The sequence below is a fragment of the Persicirhabdus sediminis genome, from assembly GCF_016595495.1.
Taxonomy (GTDB): domain Bacteria; phylum Verrucomicrobiota; class Verrucomicrobiia; order Verrucomicrobiales; family Akkermansiaceae; genus Persicirhabdus; species Persicirhabdus sediminis.
The window spans coordinates 18,488-36,827 of sequence record NZ_JAENIM010000020.1; the positions used below are offsets into that span (position 1 = coordinate 18,488).

Consider the following 18,340-nt stretch of genomic DNA (forward strand, 5'->3'; position numbering starts at 1 on the left):
AACACACCCTAATGACACCGCAAGAACTCATTTCATCACTACAAACCCGCTACGCCACCAAACAATTTGACCCTAGCAAAAAGGTTTCTGATGACCTACTCAATACCCTCGTTGAGAGCTTAGTCCTCACTCCATCTTCATTTGGCCTTCAGCCGTGGAAGTTCATTATTGTTAGCAACCAATCTATCAAAGAGCAACTACTGCCTCACTCATGGAATCAAGCTCAGGTTACTGAGTGCTCCCACCACATCGTTCTCTGTGCAAAAACCAAGGTTGATAGCTCAGATGTGGCTAAGCTTATTTCTCACACAGCGGAAACTCGTGGTGTCGAAGTCGAATCTCTACAGATGTACAGCGATCTAATGAACGGCTTCATTAGCAAGATGGATGAGGCTCAAATCAGCACGTGGGCACGCAACCAAGTCTACATCGCTCTTGGCCAACTCATGGCGAGCGCAGCAGCCCTCGGCGTGGACGCCTGCCCAATGGAAGGTATCACCCCTGCTGAATACGACAACATCCTCGGCCTAACTGACAGCGATTACCAAACTGTCGTCGCTTGCCCAATTGGCTACCGTAGCGCTGATGACAAATACGCATCAGCCGCCAAAGTACGCTTCCCAGCTGAGCAAGTTGTCGAGCTTCGTTAGCCTACAACATTCATTTCCAAAAACTAGCCAGCGAGGCACCTCGCTGGCTATTTTTTTGCCTAGAATCATCCACAAAACAGGCCCAACTAAGCAGACTAACATCTCAACCTAATAATTAGGCTCAGCCAATCGTAGTAAAAGAAGCCGCCATGAAAAAAATTCGTCTCACCATTCCATCACTGACGCTACTGCTATTACTAACAAATTGCGACTCAGCGCCGCAACCCCATCACAAAGAAACAAAATCTGAGATCGTCGCCGCAGCGAGACAGCAAATCGGAAAAACTGTGAGTTACGACCCTAGCTACCAGTCACTCAGCTATCCGAATGGGGACATTCCGCTAGAGGCTGGAGTTTGCACGGATGTGGTCATTCGCGCATTACGCACAAGCCACCAGTTGGACCTGCAGAAGCTTGTCCACGAGGACATGAAGGCCAATTTTTCGTCTTACCCAAAAATCTGGGGGCTCAAAGGTACCGACAAAAACATCGATCACCGGCGCGTGCCCAATTTACAAACTTACTTCAAGCGCATGGGCTATCAGCTAAAACTCACAGACAATCCAGCTAACTATCTAGCTGGAGATTTAGTCACCTGCACGGTGCCCCCGCATTTACCGCACATCATGATAGTGAGCAGCCGCACTAATGCTACAGGAACGCCCTTAGTCATTCACAATATTGGTAGCGGAACGCGTGAGGAAGACCGACTCTTTGAATTCAAACTAACTGGCCACTACCGAATACCTACAAACAAAAAATCCCCTCGTTGAGCTGGTGATGGCAGCAGCAGAACAACGAGAGGACAAGCGCTATGAGAGATATTTCTATCAGCGTATGATTAGAATGAGTATGCGAAACCAGCAGCTACGCGAGACTGGTCTTTGTGATTGAGGTCTTTGAGACCGTCTTGTGACCAGCTGTAATCAAAGCGGCCAAACAGATTCCAGTTTTCAGTAATTGTGAGATCAGCAACTACACCAACCTGGAAGTGGTTAAGAGTGAAATCGCTATCATCTTGAACGTAACCGAAATCAAATGCCTGCTGGATGAAAGGTGTTACGGTGAGGCGCTCTTCGATCACTTCGATAGGCGCAGCGAGCTCGAGCTCGAGGTAGCCACCACTGCTTTCGCGTGAGTAGATGTAAGTCGCTGACGCGTCGAATTTATCCCAACCGTTGTATGCAACACCAAGTTCGAACTCGTCGTCAGCCCAGTTGTCGTCAAACAACTCAACGCGAGTGTAGGCGAGGTAACCATCAAAATCACCCAGCTCGAAGTTGTAAGCAACGATGATGTCCAACTCGTCAAATGAGCTGCTGTCAGAAACTGCGTACCATGCGGCTAATGTCCAGTTGTTGTAGCTAACTGCTGCGTCCATAGCAACAAGACCTTCACCTTTATCAAGCAGGCTACGGCCCTTTGAGAGATACTTGCTAGACCAGTAAGAAGAAGCGGTGAACTCAACAGCGCTGTCGCTACTTCCGTGTTTGCCAAGGTAGTGGAAACTCTGAAATTCTGGTTCATCTGAGCTGAGTGCTGGAAGTGATAATCCTACGAGAAGGGCGGCGGCTGTAAGTGTGCTTTTCATCATTTTTATTATTGGTAATTGCCATCTCCTCAATACGACTAAAATTTGTATTAGAGATGAACGCACACAGCAATAACCCGAAATCACACTGCCTCAATCAAGTGCGATAACCTGCACAGGTTAGAACGCAGAAACACACATCACACGTTTGATAATAAACGAGTTAACAATAGACAAAAATCTAATTCGGCGACACCAAGTCAGCTCGATTCACTATCTCGAGCCGTCCCTTGCACGATGTACATAGGCCGTTGTTTCACCTCATCATAGATGCGGGCGATGTATTCCCCCACTAAAGCAATAGCGACTAAAATCAGCCCGCCCAGCATGCTGATGAGAATCACCAAGGTAGTGAAACCAGTGAAGGCAACCTCGTGGCCAAGCAGGCGCCTTGCGGTAAAATACACTGCAATGGCAAAGGCCGAAAAAGCTGTTAGCAAACCAATCCCTCCTAGAAAACGAATCGGCTTGTAGGAAAAACTTAGCACACCATCAAAAGCGTATTTGAACAGGCTTTGAAAAGTCTGCTTAGGAGCACCAGCCGAGCGTTCGTCGCGAGCGTAATCAACAAACCCCTGCTTGAAGCCGACCCAGCTGTAGAGCCCTGGTAAAAATCGATTACTTTCGGGTAGGTTCTTGATCTCATTGACCGCCCGACGATCTAGCAGGCTGAAAACCCCCACATTCCGTGGAATAGGAAAGGCAATAGCGTAGCGAAAGAACTTGTGGAAAAGCGCAAAACCAACGCGGCGCATGCCAGTTTCCGCACGCTGGGTTCGTCTAGCAAAAACCACCTGATGACCATCCTGCCAGCTAGAAATCAGCTGCGGAATCAGAGCCGGAGGGTCCTGCATATCGGCATCCATCACCACCACAGCATCGCCAACAGAATGATCAATCGCGGCAGTGACCGCCGCTTGATGGCCAAAGTTGCGCGACAAATCAACCCAGACGAGCTGCTCTAATGACTGAGATTTCTCCTGCAAAATCTCTAATGTGCGATCACGCGAGCCGTCATTGACGATAACTAACTCCCAGCTCAAATCTCCCCCCGCCATCACATCAGCCACGGCGTTGATAAAATCTACAATCCCCTCCTCTTCATTATAAGCAGGGGATACGATACTGATGACGGGTTTCTCTGACATAGCTGATATATTTAGGATTAGTTAGCTGGCGGGATAATAGCAATGCCATATCTCCCTGCATTACCGTCACTGCGGCGCGGCCACTCGATCACCAAATCATCGAGCTGATAGATACCAGGATAACGAGATTTCAAATCACCAAAGGTCTCCTCCATAGGTCTCGACCTCCCCGAGCTGGCATCACGGCTTTCTAGCCACAAAATGACAGCGCCTTTTTCCCTGACTTCTTCATCAGTTAGGTAGCGCGAGTGATCCAGCCAGCCACGAATCATCACCTCAGCGCGATCTTGCCCGTAGCGGTTCATAATGCCACCTAACCACTCATCCGCCACTACATACTCTAGCTCGGTTTGATATTTCTCATGCCAAATGCTCTCAACTTGGCTGGCAATCTCACGCGCTGGGTAATTAACACGATGAGGAGTTTTACGGATCTGCGGGCCAAAGCCAAACACCACCACATAGGCGACCACAAACAAGCTAAACATAATCACCGACGCCCTCAGCACCCATTGTGGAAATTGATCTAACTTAAACTTAGTCACCGCCCAGATGCCAATCGCCAGCGGCATCGGCGCAGCCCACATCGTCACTGGCTTGAAGGCCATCAGCAAACAAAACAATGCTAGAAAAATGTACGCGCCAAATGCCAAAGCAAAACTTCCAGCTGGCGGATCGCCAAATGATTTCTCTTTGCGCCAGGCTAACAACCCAAGAATCCCAATTGGAATTAGAAATGCTAACTGAGCACCGAGGAAATAAACCGGCATCCATAGATGATGCCACCATGGCGAAACCTCAGAGTCACCGCGGCTCAATCCGTAACTGATAGTCATCCACTCATTCTCCATCATCCAGAAAAAGTGCGGCAGGAATAACAAAATAGAAACCAATCCAGCTAGATAGAGCCCGGGTGATTTCAGCGCCTTGCCAAGCTCACCGCGCTGCCACCAGCATGCGAACAAAGGGATCAACATAAAGACTGCCAGATATTTGGTCAGAGCGCCCGCTGCCACGCAGACACCCAGCCCCAGCCAATACAGCCACTTTTGATCGCGAAGCCCACGCAGGCCAAAATACCAGCCCCACGCCCAACATGGCATCTGCAAGTAGTTCACATTGTATTCCACGCTGATGTATTGATAGAAATAAATGGTATCTAGCAGTAAGATTGCCAACACCGCTTGTTTGCTGCTCAGCGCAAAAAAACGAGCGAGTTTGTAGACCGCAATGGCTGCCGTCACAATACATAGCTGGCTGAGCAGATAGATACCGGCATCCCCCATGATGAGAGCCGCTAGCTCGGCGGTCCAAGCACTCAGCGGAGGATGTTTATCGTACCCCCACTGCCACTGAGATCCCCACATCACCGCCTCCATGCAGTCCAGCGGTAGACACTCGTTGCACAACCATGGCACCAATGTCCAAATCACTAAGTGACACATTGCCCAGATGGCGAAAACTCGTTTGGGGCGATCTAAAAACATACCTTTATCTGACTTGTGAAGTGTTTCCGCCGCCAGCCTAAACACAGCTCAGCTCCATCGACACGAAAAATTATCCGCTCAGCGTAGAAAATCTGCAGCAATCCAGCGACATGCCCCAAGCCCGCTGCAGCAGAGCTATAACCCCGAAACTAAATCCTTTTATTTGATCATCCAAACCATCTTCAATGAAACCAAATCAAATCACATGCGCCCCGCTTGCACTCATCATGCTGACCGCATCCAACTCGTCCAGCCTGCTGAAAACAAAAATTAACCCGCTGGTGGACTCCATTTTCTACGCCAATTCACCCGCTTAATCCTCCCAGCCACGCCAGTTCACCACTAGCTTGGCCACTTTTATACGAGAAATTTCCAGCCAACTGGACAGCCATCCTAACACCACTACCTGTGTCCATTTAGAGAAATTACCCACAGCCTGTGTTGCCAATCGGCCCGCTTTAAGCTACCTCTCTCTCGCCTTGACCACTACAGCTACCATCAACACAGTTCCAGCCACTGCAGCTCGCGAGATTTCTCGCCGCCGCACATTTGCCATCATCTCGCACCCGGATGCGGGAAAAACCACGCTTACCGAAAAGCTCCTGCTTTACGGTGGAGCCATTGGCCTAGCTGGCAGTGTCACCTCGAAAAAAGAAGAACAATCCACCTCCAGTGACTGGATGGCGATGGAAAAAGAACGTGGTATTTCGGTCTCCTCCACCGTGCTGCAGTTCGAATACAAAGACCGCTGCGTCAACCTACTAGACACTCCCGGTCACCACGACTTTTCTGAAGATACCTATCGCGTACTTTCCGCAGTAGATGCCGCGGTCATGGTCATTGATGCCGGTAAAGGTGTCGAGCCACAGACACTCAAGCTGTTTGATGTTTGCCGCCAGCGCGGTGTGCCTATCTTTGTTTTTGTTAACAAAATGGACCGCCCATCGCGTGCCCCTCTCGAGCTCATCGACGAGCTGGAAGAAGTGCTCAAACTCGCGCCAGCACCCGTCAACTGGCCACTCGGCGACGGCCCACGCTTCCGCGGCGTTTATGATCGCAGCAAAGATGAAGTTCACCTCTTTGAGCGCACCACAGGCGGCGCATTCAAAGCCCCGCTAGAAGTCGCCGGCATCGAAGATGATAAAGTGCGCGAAGCACTCAGCGATGACCTCTACGAAGCCGTCACCTCAGAAGTAGAAATGCTCGACGGCCTCACTGAGCCGCTAGACATCGAGCGTGTTCTCGCTGGCGAGCAGATGCCTATCTACTTTGGTAGCGCCATGAATAACTTTGGTGTGGAAAACATGCTAGAGAGCTTTCTAGAAATGGCTCCTGAGCCAGCTGGCCGCGTTAGTGATGAGAAAATGGTCGCCCCCGAAACTAACAACTTCTCCGGCTTTGTTTTCAAAATTCAAGCTAACATGAACCCGCGCCACCGCGACCGAGCTGTTTTTGTACGCATCGTTTCCGGTATCTTTGAGCGCGACATGCAAGTCATCGACCAGCGCACTGGCAAAAAAGTCAGACTCTCCAATGCGCAAAAACTCTTTGGCCAAGATCGCGAAACTCTCGATACAGCCTACGCTGGAGACATTCTAGCTCTCGTGGGTAACTACAACTTCCTCATCGGCGACACTCTAACTAGTGACCCAAAAGTCGTCTACAACGAGATGCCTCGATTCACTCCTGAGTGTTTCACCTACATCGTCAACAACGACACAGCTAACATCAAGCGCTACCGCGCCGGTATGGAGCAGCTGATGAAAGAAGGTGTCGCGCAGGCATACAACGTCCACGGCAGCATGCGCGCGGTTCCTCTGCTAGGCGCCGTTGGCCCACTGCAGTTCGAGGTGCTACAAGCCCGCCTCATCTCCGAGTACCAGGTAGAAACTCGTCTCGAGCACTCACCATGGTCGGTCGTTCAGTGGTTCGAGGAAAACGTGCCTGACACCATGAGACGCGACAGCGATCCTCCTGAAGTCAAGCTGCCATCAGGCTGCTCGGTCGCCCGCGACCAAGACGGCAACTGGGTGGTTCTTCTATCATCTCAGTATATGGTCAGTGTGCTGCACGACCGTAACGACCACCTTACCTTCCGCAACCACGCGAACGGGTAGGATTAAAAACCAGACCAATAACAACGAAGTTAGGGTGACAGCTGGCGCGCATTTTTACCATGCCGCCAGCCCATTCATCCGCTTCGTTTTTACTTCTTCACATCTAGCTCCTTTTCTAGCAGCAGATCTAAATCCGCTACCTCAGGCTTCACACACTCAGAGCGGCCCAGCCTAACGATCTGTACTTTTTGCGCGCTCTCCCCCACCGCTAGGTAAATATCTCGCCCTACTGGCAATCCAGAATACCTCGTCGCAAATACCTTGCCGAGAAATCGACCGTCACCTTCCGGGCTGGTCATCACCTCGCCAGATTCGCTGCTGAAGTCGGTAAATTTGGCGCCAATCGCAGCCGCTATGTATTGCTGAATTTCTTGAGTTTCCATAAGCAGATAATTTACCAGCTACCCTCAGGCAATTTCCAGCTGCAGACCAGCGCAATTTACCACAAGCACTCCCAGATGAAATCGCCAGTCTGATTTCACCGCTGCTTTTGCCTGTCGTGAAACTCAGCAATCAGCTGCCTAACTGGCTGCCATTCTTGTTCGAAAAATTGCAGCAACTTCCTGAATTCATCATTTTTATGCACCAAGGACTCGCCCGGTTTGGGAGCAGGATAGGCAGTACAGTAATCACCCAATAGAGTCAGGTAATCGCGGCGCGACTCAACCTTTACCAGCACTGGAGGCAAGCCAGCCTTTAGTAAGGGAATGTTAGCTAGTAATCTAGCTAGCCGACCATTGCCATCAGCATAGGGGTGAATGCTTACAAATGCTAAATGAAGGGTGGTGTAGACATCAATTGCTGAGCCTCCGTCCGCAATTACTTTTGCACTTTTATTAAATAAATCTAACCACTGATCCATCAGCGCCGCCACATGCCGCGGATGGCTATATTCATGCCACTCGGGATCACCCTGCGAGCGAATCGCCGTCGTTCCGTTAGCCTCCACCTTCCATTGGCCCACTGGCGCGTAGGCATCCAGTGTCCGCTCAGTTTGTACCAGCCGATGCAGCTCATGGCATCTGCCCACCGATAGCTTCTGTTTGTCATTCAGCCAGCTGGATATCAGCTTGATCGCTGAACCATGCCCATGGATCTCTTCGTGCTCGCGTAGCGACTTGCCACTAACCGTCAGCCCTTGGGTCAAAATCAGATGGGTATCTCCCGCCGAGATCGTATTTCCCTCCAGCCCAGTCGAGTGATGCGTCCATTGACAAATCAACTGCTCAATCAAGCCCGCACGTAAATCTCCATCCAGCCCAGCCAAAAACCGCCAGCCCACGTAGGGTTCATCTTGCCCCTGCTTCGCTATCGCTAACAGCGCTCTATCAATCACCTCCTCATCCACCTCCAGCACCTTAGCCAGCTTAGCTACGGTCTTGCGATGCGGGCGGTTTTTCCCAGCTTCTATTCGTGAAATCGTCTCAAACCGCAATCCCGACAAACGGGCCACATCACGCTGGCTATACCCGTGCCTTCTCCTGAGATCTGAAAAACTTATCATCTTGATCATACCCTAAATAGGCATTTTAAAATGTCAATTATAGACATTTCAAAATGTCTACAATCACCAACCATCCCACGCCAGATCATGCATCATCCCCTTACCGAAAACCCCAGCTGGAGCAAATATGCTTGAATCTGGCGGCGCAGGCCTCAGCGTACGCAAAATTTATGAACAATAACGACATCCTTCGCCGTCTTCGCTACGCGTTCAACTTCACCGACGTGCAGGTGAGCAAAATCATCGCTCACGTGGGAGCCGAGGTCCAGCCAGCTCAGGTAGCAGGCTGGTTGCAGCGCGAAGGTCACAAAGATTACCAAGCGCTCACGGATGTTGATCTCTGCCAATTCCTCGACGGCCTGATCATCGAAAGACGTGGTCCGCGCCCAGATGGCACCGTGCCAGAGGCGCTGAGCCAGCTGTCTAGAAACGAGATCTTAAAGAAACTACGCATCGCCCTCAACCTACGCGAAGAAGGCATGCTCACCGTATTTGAACAAGCTGAGTTTGTGGTGACCAAAGCCGAGCTCGGCTCATTTTTCCGCAAATACGGCCACCGCCACTATGCAGATTGCCCCGAGCAAGTGCTGCGCAAATTCATCGCTGGCCTCGGCCACGTCCCTAGTTAGTATCAGCTAGAAAATCTCAATCTCCCCCGTCACGCTCCTTCACCGGAACCTATCATCATCACCAGCAGCCACGCTGCACCAAATCTAATCACTATGTCAGAAGAACAAGCAAAAGCACCTAAGGGCGCCTCATTCGGATTTCCAAAATCAACACCAAAAAAACTGCAGGAAGAGATCGAAAAATTGATCCCTAAAGAACTGCACGAGCAAGCCATCGTCATTCTGCGCGACAACGAAAAACAAGGTCTGCGCGACACCCTATCAGCTCGTCCATACAAGCTGCCAGCTAGCATGATCGCCATGCTCATGAAAAACTACTACTCACACGGCTGTGACACAGCTACGATCTTAGAGAAAGCCAGCCAGCTTGCTGAACTGATCAGCCAAAAAGGCAAATAATCCAGCTCGCCACATCCCACGATGTAGCCAGCTAGATGAAGTCCAGCTAGATGAAGTCCAGCTAGATGAAGTCCAGCTTCCTAGCAAAGGACCTCAACCATAATAGAACTGACTATTTAAAATAAAAAAGCCACCCCAGATCTTCTCTGGTGTGGCTTTTTTAGTTCTAAAATGTATCTATCAGCTGGTTATTCAGCTGGTTCGGCAGCAGCCTCTTCCATGCTGAAGTGGCGCTCCATCTGCTCGCCTGCCACCATCACTTTGCCAAAAAACTCCATCATCATGCCCTGCACAAATGTCTGAGTATCGGCATCTAGGCTAAGCATCATGTTCTGCATTTTGTCGCCCATCTTAGCTTCGATTTCAGACTCCCTAGCTTCCATCTTTTTGCTGATCTTAGTTTTCAACTCCGCATCAGGCAGCTCCATCTTTTCCAGCTCAGCTGAGAGGGCGGTGAAGCGATCGCCAATTTTATCTAACTCAACTTTAGCGGCCTGCGCAGTTTCCATATCTTTAACCTTCAGCATCTCGTCAGCAAAGTCAGTCATCGCGTTCAATACCTGATCGGCAATTTCCTCGTGACGACTAACACTAGCTGCTGCTGGAGCCACCTCAGAAGTATCGGCTACCTCTGCTGCCGCTTCAGTTTTTGCTTCCGCTGGAGCATCTACCTGGCTCGCATCATCGCTACCTCCCTTATCACATGAGCTCACTGCCATCACTGCTACCAAAGGAAAAATGCACTTTTTAAGTTTCATAACTACCAAGTTACTCGCGGAATTTCCCTAACTTGTCGATAATTAATATTTTTATCAACTGCCATCACGCGCATAGCCGACTGCTAGCTAGCAAAATCAACTTGTGGAAAATGCCCTCCAACAGATCACGCCAGCCCAACAAATAAGAAAAATCTTGCCACACAAAAAAACTAACTGTATCAGTGTACCCATACAGAACGACACGCATTTATGCCACCCTTACCGCACCTACAGATCAACCCAGCGACAGGCGTCCCAGCCTATCGCCAGATCATGGAGCAGATAGCCGCGTATCGCAGCAGTGGCGTATTGCCAGCTGGCTCCCAGCTACCATCTATCCGCTCGCTAGCCAAACAACTCGCCGTCAACCCCGGCACTATCGTCAAAGCCTACAACGAACTCGAACACGCTGGCATTGCCGTGAGCCAAAAAGGCAAAGGCTTTTTTGTCACCGCCATCGAGCAAATAGCCAGCCGCAAACAACGCGAAAATGAACTCAGCGAAAGCTGCCAGCTACTCGTCCAACAAGCCAGCCAGCTGGACATCCCCTTTGACCGCCTCATCCAACTTATCCAGATAGAAATTAAGCATCATGACAAGACCTAGCATCGAAGTCAGCCAGCTACACAAAAGCTACAAACTTGGTACCGAAGTCCTCCGTGGTCTAGACCTCAGCGTGCAACCCGGCGAGGTCTATGGCCTAATCGGCGAAAACGGCGCGGGCAAAACGACCCTGTTCAGCTGCCTCACCGGCCTACTAGCTCCCAGCTCTGGGCGAACCCAAATCCTCGGCTCAAACTTCCGCCACGCATCGCCAACCCAGCGAGCTCGCACCGCCTATGTGGGGCAATATAACAGCGGCTACCCCAATCTATCATTGATGGAGCATTTCATCTACTACGAGAAATGTTTCCCCAAATGGAACGCCAAACAAGCTGGCTACCTGGCACGCAAATTTGACCTCCCGCTGTTCCATTCTTTCAAGTATATGTCTGGAGGTATGCAGCGCAAAGCCGCCATTGTGCTCTCTATCGCCTCACAAGCTGAAGTACTCTTGCTAGATGAACCAGCCGCTAACCTCGACCCACTAACAAGAATAACATTCGTCTCTGAACTCGCCGACATTTTAGCCGAGCGTGAGAATCTATCGGTTCTACTCAGCACCCATATTCTTAGCGACCTAGAGCGCGTCGCCTCCACCTTAGGCATGCTGCAAAACGGCAAGATCAGCTACCAAGCCAACCTCATCGAGCTGAGCGAATTTGTCCGCAAAGTTCAGGTCATCTTTCCGAAGGGAACAAACCCGCCAGCTGACTTCACCCTGCCAGGACAAATAGGCAGTCTGACTATAAATGGGCCCATCCTAACTGGAACTGCCAAATTCGACTCGCTTGACCAGCTCGACAGCTATGCGCGCCGCACTGACGTACAAGTTGGGCTATTTCCAATGAACTTAGAAGACCTCTTCATCGAACTCACCCAACTACGCAAAGCCTCATGAACAGTTTAGCGAAACAATCTATCTACGCGGTTTATCCAGAGACATGGAAGGCCATTCTGTGGCGCGATCAACAGCGCATGTTAAAGACTGGGAAAATCCTTCTCAGCCTGATCACCACCTTCTTTTTCCTGCTGCCTATAGACCATAGCGGTTTCATGATTGTGGCGAGCTCACTGCTTCTTGCGATCTATCTCTCCTACGCATTGGGCTGTAGTGATTTGATAGAAATGCGTGAGTCCTACGCCTTCACCTTGCCATTTAGACGGGCTGATTATTATTGGTCGCGATTACTAGCTGGCTTAGCCATTCTCCTCAGTGCGATCATCCTTATGACCACCGTGACCTTCTTTGACCTTTCCTCTAAGTTCTGGAGCTGGTTTTTCCAAAGTGGCCTAGCTACCCCCAGCACAATCGACGAAAAAGAGTTAGGCGACATGCTCATCATTGCAATATTCGCAGGCACCTCACTTTACCTTACGAACTTTGCTTTGAATTCGATGATCACCAACATCAAACAATTCTCAGCGATGCTCTCCTTAGCTCTGGCCATCGTCTTCTTGCCATCGGTCTTTCTCCTCACTCTACTGGAGAGCGCCAATGGATATCAGGAGCTGGAATTCACCGACGTCGCCGTATTCCTGATGCCGGCGACTACAGCCCTGCTGCTATTTCAGTCTCTGCGCGTCTATCTGGGCAAAACCCCAATCAGCTAAATCTAGCAAATCATGAATATCATCTACCTTATCGTGCTGATTTTTGCGCTCAGCTTTTTCAGCAAATGGATCTATCCGCGCATCCCAAATCCACTACCGCGCAAATGGCGTCTGTGCTCGCTAGGCATTGGGCTGATCATTCTAGCTGGATTGATAGGCAACACGGTGATCCATGTACGTGATACCGTGCTTGCGTCAAAACTCAAACAAAGCAGCACGACCATACAGGTTCCTAGCTATACACCGAGTGAAGAAGAAATAAAAAACAGCAAGCCTACTGACTGGATCGTTCTCGCTACTCTAGTGATCAGCTCAGACATCGATGACGATTCTAAAACCACTATCTTACAAAAGAAAGTTAGATATGATAAAGGCCTGCCTAAAACTACTATCAACAGAGCTGGTAATGCTTCTAGCTTAGAAATCGAGCCGGGCAAAAACATTTCCAGCCGAAGTATTCAGGTACGTGCTCGAGCTTCGCTTGAGCGCAGCAATGGTGGCAATTCAAGTGGCGCTGGCGGTTACTCCATCACACCTGGCCCCATCGGTGCCCCCAATGGACACCTCAAGATAGGGCAAGGTCCGCGATGGTTTCAGCTCATTCCCAGCGCTGTCGATGGTCAAAAACTCCAAGCGTATAACATCAGCTGGATTGCTAAAAAAGACGATCCCTTAAAAACCATCCCCCTATCAGATTTACAAGACTATGTGAAAGACTTGCCTAACTCGCTCGCTTACCGACCTGAAAACCTTGGCTGGGAACTCGGCTTACCCTACAGCTCAAACAAACCCCATATCAACCGAATAAGCTCATGGTTAGGCCTATCCTTTATGCCCGCTCTCGCGGCCCTCATTTTCATAACCGTGGCCAGCCCGTGGGATAAATCATTCTCGCTTACGGCTCTGGTTGTCATCTTCATTTTTGCTCTATCAGCCGTGGATTACTGGGCGCTTAACTTCAGCCGCAACATCGCCCTAGACAGCCAGCAAGCCCATGAACAACGCATGCGCGCCGCCCACCAAATGCAACAAACCTTCTTCTGGCAAGACAGCGCGCAAGAAGCCCTGCGGCAATGTAAGAACTAAGCTGCAATAGCCCCGCTCCGATTCAGCTGATATGAAACCATCCATCATCAAATTCTTAGCGCTAACAGTCACTCTAATCGCCTTGATCGTCTGTGGCATTATGATTTGCCACGCGCAATACGGGCTACCTTTCCTTGCTTTGGGTGGCTTTTTCATTCTCCCCTTTGTGCTGAAAAAGGTGCCACGTCCGCTTCCGACTCCATTCAGGTGGGCTCTAGCCAGCGTAGGCATTTTCATCCTAGTTTTCATCTTCGCCAATAGCATGTTATTTCTGCGCTCTAACTATACAGCAAATAACATTGATAGATCATCATTAATGATTTCGGTTCCAGCTGAGACAGCGGCAGACCTTCCCTCTCCTGAACAAGCTCCAAATGACTATCAGGTGATGGTCATGTTTTTGATATCGGCTGATCTAGACGACCCCAATACAACACGCGTACAGCAATGGATCGCCCCGACAACGGCGATGCCAGCTGATCCCTTCCAGCTGGCATTTCAAGGTTTGCATTTATCTGCCAGCTTAGATTCATTTTCTCCCACATCGGAGTGGATTAGCGGCGAATACAGAAAGGAAAGCATCAGCGCTTCACATCACTCGAGCTCCTCAGGCAGCATTGACTGGGACTTGAAAAAGGTCCGACAGAGCAAACTTGGTCACATCTTAGAAAGTGACGGCAATCTTATTTACAACCACACCCCCAATAAGATCTCACTCACCCCTTTAGACCTTAGCTATCATAGCTATATCATCGTTTGGCTGGTACACAAAGAAGCACGGATGGAGAAAATTGAGCTGAGCTCATTATCTAATCACCTGCTCCCAGAGGACAGCGATAAGCTTCTAGCTGACAGGCTCGATTCTGATCGCATGGGCTTCCATATATCATTTGATGAGGAAATTGCCGCCAAGGGTGTCTTGCTAGCTAACTGGCTCATGCCCGGCTTCCCATTGATCCTTCTAGCCATTTTGTTAATCATCTGCGCACTACCAAAATACAAGTACACTGGCCTAGTTGCGCTGCACGTCTTGGTGATTTTTGTGAGTGCCGCGATCGACTTCTGGGCGATTCACTACAGCTCCCGGGTGGCGCAAGATGCCGAGCGCCCCGACCACATTCGCATGCAAGCTGCTAGCCAGCTGAAGCATTCATTTTTCTGGCAAGAAAGCGCACAGAAAATGTTAGCCCAGCTAGATAAAAATGAGCTAACGACTCAAGCAGCCGATCAATAAGCAACTTCAGCATCCTGACTAAGTCCTAGCTAGCCCCTTCACTTCATCTTACCTAGGTGAGTCGATAGAGATTCCTGAAGCCATTGGTAGTCGTCATCACTGGCAAAAAACCTGCGAGGAAGAATCATAAACTGCCAATCAGATAGATAAACAAGAAGGACTCTATCATTGCTTTTCCAAGCATGAAGATTTTCCAATTTCTGGCGAACACGGCCGTTTTCACTCTCCAGCTCGAAACCATCTTGATCGATAGTGTATCGAGCCTTACAACCAAGCTTCTTCAGCTGGGCGAATTGTTTTTTCGCCTGCTTAGGCAGATAGTACAAGTAGAGCCAGAGCAAGCCAAACCAAGCACCAAAGAGACCACAAGCTATCCCCTTCATGCTACTCTCAGCGTCTAATCTGAACATGAAAAAAACAATGACGGGAGCCAATAGGGCGAAAAAAAGGGCTCCGTATTTCACCATTGGAGACATCGCCTGATAGAGATTTTGAGCCGCGACGTGGTCTTCCTCCGCGATATCTAACTCCAAGTTTAATGTCTTCATCCTAACTAAACAAATCTGGCTGATCTGAGCGCACTGGCTGAGGGGCGCCAATTTTTGAATAGGCAGCAGGCATGGCCACACGCCCTCGTGGAGTGCGTTTCATGAAACCTTGCATAATGAGGAATGGCTCGTGAACTTCTTCCAAGGTCGAAGCGTCTTCACCAATGGCTACGGCTAGAGTTGATAGACCTACAGGACCGCCGTTGAATTTATAAATCATGGCTTCGAGAATGCGGGCATCCATTTCATCGAGACCATCTTGGTCGATTTCTATCATCGCCAGTGCTTCATTAGCCACCTCACCAGTGATCGTGCCATCAGAACGCACTTGAGCGAAATCTCGCACCCAACGCAGCAGGTTGTTAGCAATCCGTGGAGTACCACGCGAACGACGGGCAATTTCTAATGATCCGTCTGCGGTAATCTCCACCTTGAGCAAGCCAGCTGAGCGATCGATGATCACGCTAAGCTGCTCGGCGGTGTAATAATCAAGTCGATTGACGAGACCAAAACGCGAACGCAATGGCGAGGTGAGCATGCCAGCGCGGGTAGTTGCACCCACTAGAGTAAACTTTGGCAAATTCAGCTGGATAGATCTAGCTGATGGACCGGAGTCGATGATGATATCTAGCCGGTAATCTTCCATCGCTGGATAGAGGTATTCCTCAATCGCTGGATGCAGACGGTGGATCTCATCAATAAAGAGAATGTCGCCTTTTTGCAGATTGGTTAGCACGCCAGCTAGATCGCCAGCCTTTTCAATCTGCGGCCCGGAAGTGGTATGTAAATTGGTTCCCGCTGCGCCAGCGATGATGTTTGCTAGAGTGGTTTTGCCCAATCCGGGAGGCCCTGATAGAAGCACGTGCTCAAGCACATCATCACGCATTTGCGCGGCCTCAACCATGAGCATGAGGCGGTCTTTAATTTTCTCCTGCCCGTGGAACTCGCTAAAGTCTGGCGGGCGCAATGATAGATCAAATCCAGGATCGTCTGGCTGATCCCCTTTGGGTTGGTAAAATGATTCTGACATGGCAGTGGCTATCGCAGCAGGTCTTCTTCGTAGACTATCTGCACTCCAGCTGAGCTGAGCACGGATACGCCAAAAAAGGTATCTTCCAAATGCATTGCGAGCAAGGTTTTGCCGTGCGGGTGGCACAAAAGTGTGTAGGTGAAGTCGACGTTAGTCTCGGCAGCTCTGAGCGTATCGAGGCATTTGCTGAGCCCAGCATTGACATCGCGCAGTGCCACAACACATAACTCACAGGTATTGAAGGCGATGCCCTTTTCTATGAATAGCTGAGAGGCCAGATCTGGGTCTGATAGAACTAATCTAGCTACTGAAACATCGTGAGAATCTTGCATGCTCAGCCCAACCACTTCGATCTTTGCTCGATGCAGCAAGCGAACTAGCGAGCTTAGGGCTCCAGCCCGATTCTTTAACAATACACTGAACTGCGTGGGCAATGTTCCCTTTGGTTTCACTTCCATCTCACTCATGACTTTGCTCTTTTATTTAGCGCCTAATGAAAGGTTTATGCCTTCTTCAGATCCGCTTGTCAAAGTGATTTGCGCTGCAGATAATGAGTCGATGACGATCACCTCGCCCGACATCGAGTAGAATTGATCACCTCGCCTAGCAATATATAATTTACCAGACTTAAAATGCCGAAGTAATGCTTGCGGCTCGATCACGTAGGCTAGCTGGCCACTTTCTATAGCTATGGCCACCTCGCTCCTAATGTCTTTCAGCTGCAGTAGTGAGCGGTCTACCATGTCGCTCGTGGCGAGGTCGCGTACTAATTTTCGCTGCATTGTCACCACTTGATAGGCTCCCCCAGCCATACTCTCACCAGCGACAATATCGTCCAGCTGAACCACATCGTACCACTGGCGAATTTTCGCCTGTCCACTCTCGTCCACAGCAAGCAAGCTAATCGGCAAGACGTAGTGTTCGTATGCTAGAAATTGCCACTGTTGGTCTAATGGAGTCGCTTGCTCCACGCTGACTTTACTGTGATGCAAGGCTGAGATGATACCGCTTTGTTGCTCTAATGACTCAGTCAGTGATTGTCCCACAGAACTGTGCCATGAAGTGCCTGCTGTAGATTTGGGCATCAGCCGCGGCCACTCGCTCAGCTTCGACCGCAGTTGCTTGGCCACTTCACTATGACCATTTTCTTCAGCCAGCTGCAGCGCACATTTCCCTGTATCGTCCAGAGAATAGGGACAAATGCCATGTTCTAGCAATGCGATTGCCGTATCCCCCTGACCGTGTTCCGCAGCTAACATAAATAATGTCTTGCCGCCCTTAGCTAGGGTGAATAGCGGCGCCCCTTGGTCAACCAGCATCTGGATCACTTCAGCTGAAGCGCCAGCTCTTACCGCCCCTTGCATCAAACTTCCCATCTGATCGCCAGCTGATTCCAACAAGCTAACAATGAGCTCGTCCGAGCCCTTGGAGATCGCTACGCTGAGCGGTGTCTCCCCTTGTTTATTGGCTAGGTCTACTCGCGCATGGCGCTGCAGTAAAAACTTAGTGCTAGCTGGATCTCCGTCGCGGACGACCAATAACAAAGCTGTGGATCCGTCTGGTCCCTGCTCGTTGATGTCAGCGTCCAGCTGGAGAAGAAAATCTATCACCTCAAAACGACCAGCACGCGCAGCGACATGCATCGCCGGCCAGCCAGCTGGATCATGCGCACCTACATCTATGCCTTCGGCAACGAGATGCTTGAGCGCAACGACGTCACCTTTTTTAGCTGCCTGCACAAATGCTAGCTCACTCACGTCATAACCACGCGACTTGAGCTCGCGCTTAGCCTTACTGCCGCATGCGACTAACAATAGACAGCAGCTAGATAAAATCAGCCCTCGTGAGATGAATCCATGCAAATGCATAGTACCACCTATAAATCGATCTAGCTAAAAATCAATTACATTTGAGGTCATCCTAGCGATTAGCTGGACGACCCCGC

20 protein-coding genes are annotated in these 18,340 nt (G+C 50.0%); 10 read left to right on the forward strand and 10 right to left on the reverse strand.

All coding sequences use genetic code 11. The annotated features are described in order from the left end of the window. Positions 1–11: 11 nt before the first annotated feature. Positions 12–650, forward strand: a complete 639-nt coding sequence (locus JIN82_RS03510) for an NAD(P)H-dependent oxidoreductase (RefSeq protein ID WP_200310258.1) — start codon at positions 12–14, stop codon at positions 648–650. 149 nt (positions 651–799) lie between these two features. Further along, positions 800–1,423: a DUF1287 domain-containing protein gene (locus JIN82_RS03515; RefSeq protein WP_200310259.1), complete on the forward strand. Its 624-nt coding sequence runs from the start codon at positions 800–802 to the stop codon at positions 1,421–1,423. Positions 1,424–1,491: 68 nt separating this feature from the next. On the opposite strand, the gene JIN82_RS03520 is transcribed toward JIN82_RS03515, so the two are convergent. The 3 genes from JIN82_RS03520 to JIN82_RS03530 form a co-directional block, all read right to left on the reverse strand. After that, positions 1,492–2,244 (reverse strand): hypothetical protein, encoded by a 753-nt coding sequence (locus JIN82_RS03520; protein ID WP_200310260.1) that lies wholly within the window; start codon positions 2,242–2,244, stop codon positions 1,492–1,494. Positions 2,245–2,441: 197 nt separating this feature from the next. Next, positions 2,442–3,389 carry a glycosyltransferase family 2 protein gene (locus JIN82_RS03525; RefSeq protein WP_200310261.1) on the reverse strand — a complete coding sequence of 316 codons (948 nt, stop codon included), beginning with the start codon at positions 3,387–3,389 and terminating at the stop codon, positions 2,442–2,444. A 17-nt stretch (positions 3,390–3,406) separates the two neighbouring features. Further along, the gene (locus JIN82_RS03530; RefSeq protein WP_200310262.1) at positions 3,407–4,876 is read right to left on the reverse strand and encodes a glycosyltransferase family 39 protein; all 1,470 of its coding nucleotides are present in this window, start codon (positions 4,874–4,876) and stop codon (positions 3,407–3,409) included. 479 nt (positions 4,877–5,355) lie between these two features. Between JIN82_RS03530 and JIN82_RS03535 the strand changes: the two genes are divergently transcribed. Further along, the gene (locus JIN82_RS03535; protein ID WP_200310263.1) at positions 5,356–6,993 is read left to right on the forward strand and encodes a peptide chain release factor 3; all 1,638 of its coding nucleotides are present in this window, start codon (positions 5,356–5,358) and stop codon (positions 6,991–6,993) included. Positions 6,994–7,082: 89 nt separating this feature from the next. On the opposite strand, the gene JIN82_RS03540 is transcribed toward JIN82_RS03535, so the two are convergent. Further along, positions 7,083–7,376, reverse strand: coding sequence for a hypothetical protein (locus JIN82_RS03540; protein ID WP_200310264.1), 294 nt, complete (start codon positions 7,374–7,376; stop codon positions 7,083–7,085). A gap of 95 nt (positions 7,377–7,471) precedes the next feature. Then, the gene (locus JIN82_RS03545) at positions 7,472–8,506 is read right to left on the reverse strand and encodes a helix-turn-helix domain-containing protein (protein ID WP_325099464.1); all 1,035 of its coding nucleotides are present in this window, start codon (positions 8,504–8,506) and stop codon (positions 7,472–7,474) included. Between the two features lie 161 nt (positions 8,507–8,667). Between JIN82_RS03545 and JIN82_RS03550 the strand changes: the two genes are divergently transcribed. Together JIN82_RS03550 and JIN82_RS03555 are read left to right on the forward strand one after the other, a co-directional pair. Next, entirely contained in the window at positions 8,668–9,126 is a 459-nt protein-coding gene (locus JIN82_RS03550; protein WP_200310266.1) for a YehS family protein, read from the forward strand. A gap of 93 nt (positions 9,127–9,219) precedes the next feature. Next, on the forward strand, positions 9,220–9,525 hold the full coding sequence (locus JIN82_RS03555; RefSeq protein ID WP_200310267.1) for a hypothetical protein: 306 nt from the start codon (positions 9,220–9,222) through the stop codon (positions 9,523–9,525). A gap of 188 nt (positions 9,526–9,713) precedes the next feature. Here the strand turns inward: JIN82_RS03555 and JIN82_RS03560 are convergent, their stop codons facing one another. Then, positions 9,714–10,283 (reverse strand): hypothetical protein, encoded by a 570-nt coding sequence (locus JIN82_RS03560; protein WP_200310268.1) that lies wholly within the window; start codon positions 10,281–10,283, stop codon positions 9,714–9,716. A gap of 273 nt (positions 10,284–10,556) precedes the next feature. On the opposite strand from JIN82_RS03560, the gene JIN82_RS03565 reads away from it, so the two are divergent. From JIN82_RS03565 to JIN82_RS03585, 5 genes are read left to right on the forward strand one after another with little or no spacing between them, the layout of a single operon-like run. After that, complete coding sequence (locus tag JIN82_RS03565; protein ID WP_234041750.1) at positions 10,557–10,889, forward strand: GntR family transcriptional regulator; 333 nt, start codon at positions 10,557–10,559, stop codon at positions 10,887–10,889. Beyond that, positions 10,876–11,784 carry an ABC transporter ATP-binding protein gene (locus JIN82_RS03570; protein WP_200310270.1) on the forward strand — a complete coding sequence of 303 codons (909 nt, stop codon included), beginning with the start codon at positions 10,876–10,878 and terminating at the stop codon, positions 11,782–11,784. Before JIN82_RS03565 ends, JIN82_RS03570 begins: the two co-directional genes overlap by 14 nt. Continuing rightward, positions 11,781–12,497 (forward strand): hypothetical protein, encoded by a 717-nt coding sequence (locus JIN82_RS03575; RefSeq protein ID WP_200310271.1) that lies wholly within the window; start codon positions 11,781–11,783, stop codon positions 12,495–12,497. Before JIN82_RS03570 ends, JIN82_RS03575 begins: the two co-directional genes overlap by 4 nt. A 12-nt stretch (positions 12,498–12,509) precedes the next feature. Then, entirely contained in the window at positions 12,510–13,583 is a 1,074-nt protein-coding gene (locus JIN82_RS03580) for a hypothetical protein (protein ID WP_200310272.1), read from the forward strand. 31 nt (positions 13,584–13,614) lie between these two features. After that, positions 13,615–14,817, forward strand: a complete 1,203-nt coding sequence (locus tag JIN82_RS03585) for a hypothetical protein (RefSeq protein ID WP_200310273.1) — start codon at positions 13,615–13,617, stop codon at positions 14,815–14,817. A 38-nt stretch (positions 14,818–14,855) separates the two neighbouring features. On the opposite strand, the gene JIN82_RS03590 is transcribed toward JIN82_RS03585, so the two are convergent. The 4 genes from JIN82_RS03590 to JIN82_RS03605 are packed head-to-tail and all read right to left on the reverse strand — an operon-like array spanning position 14,856 to position 18,263. Continuing rightward, entirely contained in the window at positions 14,856–15,365 is a 510-nt protein-coding gene (locus JIN82_RS03590) for a YcxB family protein (RefSeq protein WP_200310274.1), read from the reverse strand. A gap of 1 nt (position 15,366) precedes the next feature. After that, a complete protein-coding gene (gene ruvB / locus JIN82_RS03595) occupies positions 15,367–16,395 on the reverse strand; it encodes a Holliday junction branch migration DNA helicase RuvB (protein ID WP_200310275.1) in 1,029 nt (342 codons plus the stop codon). A gap of 8 nt (positions 16,396–16,403) precedes the next feature. Beyond that, positions 16,404–16,862 carry an acetolactate synthase gene (locus tag JIN82_RS03600; protein ID WP_200310276.1) on the reverse strand — a complete coding sequence of 153 codons (459 nt, stop codon included), beginning with the start codon at positions 16,860–16,862 and terminating at the stop codon, positions 16,404–16,406. Between the two features lie 12 nt (positions 16,863–16,874). Continuing rightward, positions 16,875–18,263 (reverse strand): ankyrin repeat domain-containing protein, encoded by a 1,389-nt coding sequence (locus JIN82_RS03605; RefSeq protein WP_200310277.1) that lies wholly within the window; start codon positions 18,261–18,263, stop codon positions 16,875–16,877. Positions 18,264–18,340: the final 77 nt, after the last annotated feature.